The 3740-nt window shown below is 50.1% G+C and carries 3 protein-coding genes and 3 pseudogenes; 2 read left to right on the forward strand and 4 right to left on the reverse strand.

Annotation, left to right across the window (positions count from 1 at the left end; genetic code table 11):
• Positions 1-298 (reverse strand): S-layer homology domain-containing protein (locus tag BN871_RS24815; protein ID WP_048749706.1); only part of this gene is annotated, 298 nt, incomplete at its 3' end.
• Between the two features lie 63 nt (positions 299-361).
• Positions 362-430, reverse strand: a pseudogene (locus BN871_RS30385) (hypothetical protein); the annotation flags it as partial.
• A 94-nt stretch (positions 431-524) separates the two neighbouring features.
• On the opposite strand from BN871_RS30385, the pseudogene BN871_RS24820 reads away from it, so the two are divergent.
• Both BN871_RS24820 and BN871_RS24825 read left to right on the forward strand, forming a co-directional pair.
• Positions 525-881: pseudogene (locus BN871_RS24820) on the forward strand (RNA polymerase subunit sigma-24); the annotation flags it as partial.
• Between the two features lie 104 nt (positions 882-985).
• A complete protein-coding gene (locus BN871_RS24825) occupies positions 986-1405 on the forward strand; it encodes a YciI family protein (RefSeq protein WP_232313333.1) in 420 nt (139 codons plus the stop codon).
• Between the two features lie 1280 nt (positions 1406-2685).
• Here the strand turns inward: BN871_RS24825 and BN871_RS24835 are convergent.
• Both BN871_RS24835 and BN871_RS28695 read right to left on the reverse strand, forming a co-directional pair.
• Positions 2686-3036 carry a VOC family protein gene (locus tag BN871_RS24835; RefSeq protein ID WP_048749712.1) on the reverse strand — a complete coding sequence of 117 codons (351 nt, stop codon included), beginning with the start codon at positions 3034-3036 and terminating at the stop codon, positions 2686-2688.
• 303 nt (positions 3037-3339) lie between these two features.
• Positions 3340-3740 (reverse strand): annotated as a pseudogene (locus tag BN871_RS28695) (hypothetical protein); the annotation flags it as partial.

The raw sequence follows: 3740 nt of genomic DNA on the forward strand, positions 1-3740 counted from the left end.
TGATCGGAGACGAGTCGGGCAGCCATATCGGACTGGCCAACAGCGCCGCATCGGAGAAGCCGGACGCCGCGGCTTTGCCGCTTTCGAGCCCTGCCGCGCGGCTCAGCAGCACGGCCAGCTCGGCGCGGGTGACGCGCTGTTCGGGACGGAAGCTGCCGTCCTCGTAGCCGGACACCAGCCCGCGCTTGGCAGCCTCAGCGGCGAATGCCCGGCCCCAGGCCGGAATGGAGGCGCCGTCGGAGAAGCCGGACGCTCCAGCCGGACCGGGCTCTTTTACTCCCATGGCGCGAAGCAGCATGACGGTGAGCTCCAGCCGGGTAACCGGCTCGTTCGGACGGAAACTGCCGTCGGCGTAACCGGTCAGCAGCCCTTGGGCGGATGCTTGGCGGATGGAATCCGAGGCCCAGTGGCCGCTGATGTCCCGGAACAGCGGAGCCGAAGGGGACGGCGTCGGCGCCGGGCTGGCCGTCGGAACGGCGGAAGGACTCGAAGACGCCGATGGCGCTGGCGTAGCCGATGTGCGCTGTCACGCCCAAGCACCAACCATCCTGGAGACGGATTGGGTCCGGGTATCCAGTCTTTATGATGAACTCTCACAGATTGCGCCATCTCCTATAATAGAGTTGAATCGTGCTGTAGCTGTATCTATGGCTCATGGACCGGAAATCGGACTTCAGCTCGTCGATGGGCTACTGTCGGAGCCGTCGCTGAAAAACTATCATTTGTTACCTAGTGTTCGTGGCGATCTTCTAATGAAATTGGGGCGTTTTGACGATGCTCAATCGGAATTCACACGAGCCGCAGCACTTGCTGGCAACGTTCGTGAGCGAGCGTTTCTATTGAAACGCGCTGCAGGATGTGCTGAAGGTAGAAATAATTGAGCATGAATAACATTCAGTAAACGATCGAATATTTTTTGAAAATTTATTTGTGGGTCTGTCGATTCTGCTGCAAGTTGTTCGTTGATTAAGTAGAGGCAAAAATAATGCTTCAATACTTCATTAAAGGAGACATAGAAATGCAATTCCTGTGTTTGGGGTACTTGGATGCTGAAAAAATGGATGCCCGTCCAAAGGACGAGATTCAAGCCATCATGCAAGAATGTCCGCCTCACCTGGAGAACTTCTATAATAGCGGCCAAGTCATTGTGGATGCCGGTCTTTCCTCCGAAACAAAATGCTTGCGACGGGCGAATGGAAAGGTGAAGGTGACGGATGGTCCTTTTATCGAGACGAAGGAAATGATCGGTAGCGCTTTTCTGATAGAAGCACAGGACATGGAAGAAGCAATCCGTATAGCCTCCGTGCATCCGGCCGTCCAGGTTGGTGCGGGGGAGCAGTTTGGATGGGGGATAGAGATTCGTCCGATCCACTATTTCAAATTAAAAGACTTACCGAATGGTTAGTTCGGTAATTCGAGGAGAAGGCCATCCTTCAAAGGATGGCCTTCAAACATGCCGTTACTGACAGCACGGTGAAGCGTATCACAAGTAACGCCTTGATCATTAAGCTAACGGGAAACGTTAGTTCAAAGGCCGTTCAAACGAATAGCTTAAAAGCCTCCTGCAAGAACAAACTAGACATATATGCCCTCGTTCTTGCAAGAGGTTTTATTATGATTTTGAGTAAACTATGGCAAGCTTATGAATCGCGGATCCAAAGCTTCAGCCCGAATACGCTGAAGGCATACGCCTTGACAATCGTAACCCCGCTTTTGTTAAAGGCTCTCAGAAAAGGGTACGCCCGTAAAAGAGGGAACAAGATAACGGGGGTCAAAGCCTCCATGCAGCAATGAACGTAAAAAAGAAGGCCGGCAATAGTTATTGACCGACCTTGTTAGGTCATGAATATTGCCGTGAGACTCAATCCCATTAATGATTTGAGCGAAGATTAAATGGCTAGCAAAGAGAACAGAAAAATAATTTCAGCCAAGCGAATGTTTATTCGGCGAATACGTCTCCCTATTCTCACATGCATAACCAAAAAATCGCTTCCAACCGAAGTTAACCGTCCGGTTAAAACACGACCGCTTGTCGTTTCGATTCGAACTGAAGTTCCAACCAATTCCTTTGCTTGATGGCGAAAGCTCATGTACATCCCCCTTATCCCTTAAGATACAATACCTTATGATCATTTTTCCGAGAGGGAAGGGCTTAAGCGGACTGGGTTTCATGTTAGTTAACGAAACCCGGCAGTCACAATGTTGCGACTGCCGGGTTTCATTATGTTGATATAAAGGATCATCAAGCGACCGTTCTCTATTTTTTTTCGTGACATTCTTAAACTCGTACCAGAAATTCAAGTGAACAAGAACTTCTTCCACAAGCGGCAGCCCTTCATCCTGATATGCGTTCGGTGCGAATAGTTCGTCCTGCAAGTACACAAATAGCTTCCCTGCTTTATGGGATAAAGAAAAAGGACATAAGTATCCTTGTATAAGGGTACTTATGTCCTTCCCTATCATAGACAGATCTATGAGAGTGTTAGGGATACTCGCAGAGTTCTATGTTACAAATATTTCCAAAAATAAGTGAAAATAGTTTTCGAGTTTATCAGTCTGATCCATTAAAAGAAGCAGCGGCAGATCAAGACCTGAAAAATTAGATTGCCGCAGTTGTCATTCAACTACCGTTCTCCGCCAGGAGTTGAACAAACCACCGTACCTCTACGATTTGACGTTAGTGTATCAGTGATGAGCAAGAATGTTGATACGTTTACCAAACGGGTCTCGGACATAAAATCGTCTAACGCCCCAAGGCTCATCGACTGGCCCATATTCGATCGGAAATCCAGCTCTCTTCATGCCTTCTAATGCAGCATCGATATCATCGACTTCAATCGATAGATCAGGAGTAGGTGTTTCTGAGCCGCCCTGTGAGGCAAAACTAATTTGAATGCTCATCTCCTCGTTTAAACCATAAGTTCTAATCCAACCATGATCCATCATTAATTCAAGGCCGAGTACATCCCGGTAGAAGCATTTAGCTGCTGTGATATCCTTCGCATTTGTATTGGCAACGATTCGTTTAACCTTCATTTCGTTTCTACCTCCAGAACATAAGCAGATTGTCATTCAGTATCGAATAGATTCGACATGTAACAGTTCATTCTTCTTTAATATTCACTCCCTCCGCTATTCTTCCTCGTTGGGCTTGAAGAGGCATCGCCAGTCTGACAGTATATTTTCTCGGTCTACAACTTTCCCAACTACTTTTCTTTGGACAGCTCCAACAACGTATCGGTCATCGACCAGACGACGCAGCGGACCGCCCCCGTGCTCGTCATCGTGATTCAAGCAAGAAATGCCCCCTCGTCTGCTTGACGAGGGGGCATTTCTTGTTTATTGGAACGGACGGTTGGTGAAGTAAAGCGTCTGCGGGCCCGCCGAGCCGCCGGTCAGGCTGAGACGGGATGGAACCGTCTTCCCTTTGCGCCCGACATTGAACTCGGAGAGCTGCCACGCCATCGTGTAGTTCAGGAAGCCGGAATTCAGCAGCTTGCCGCCCCAGCCGATCGTATAATGGCCCGATCCTCCGGACGGGTTCAGATAGACGCCTACGGTGCGGCGCTCGTCGCTGTCGTTCTCGATCTCGACCGACATGTCGTAGATGACTCCGTAGTTGCCGGGGTTCAGGACGGCGGCGCCGCTCGTGGCGTCCACGCCTTGCTCGTACTCTCCCGGCATGAAGTCGGCCCATTGGCCGGTAGGCGACGAATCGACCCGAAGCAGGGAGTTGCCGG

The sequence above is a fragment of the Paenibacillus sp. P22 genome (assembly GCF_000469945.2).
Taxonomy (GTDB): Bacteria; Bacillota; Bacilli; order Paenibacillales; family Paenibacillaceae; genus Paenibacillus_O; species Paenibacillus_O humicus.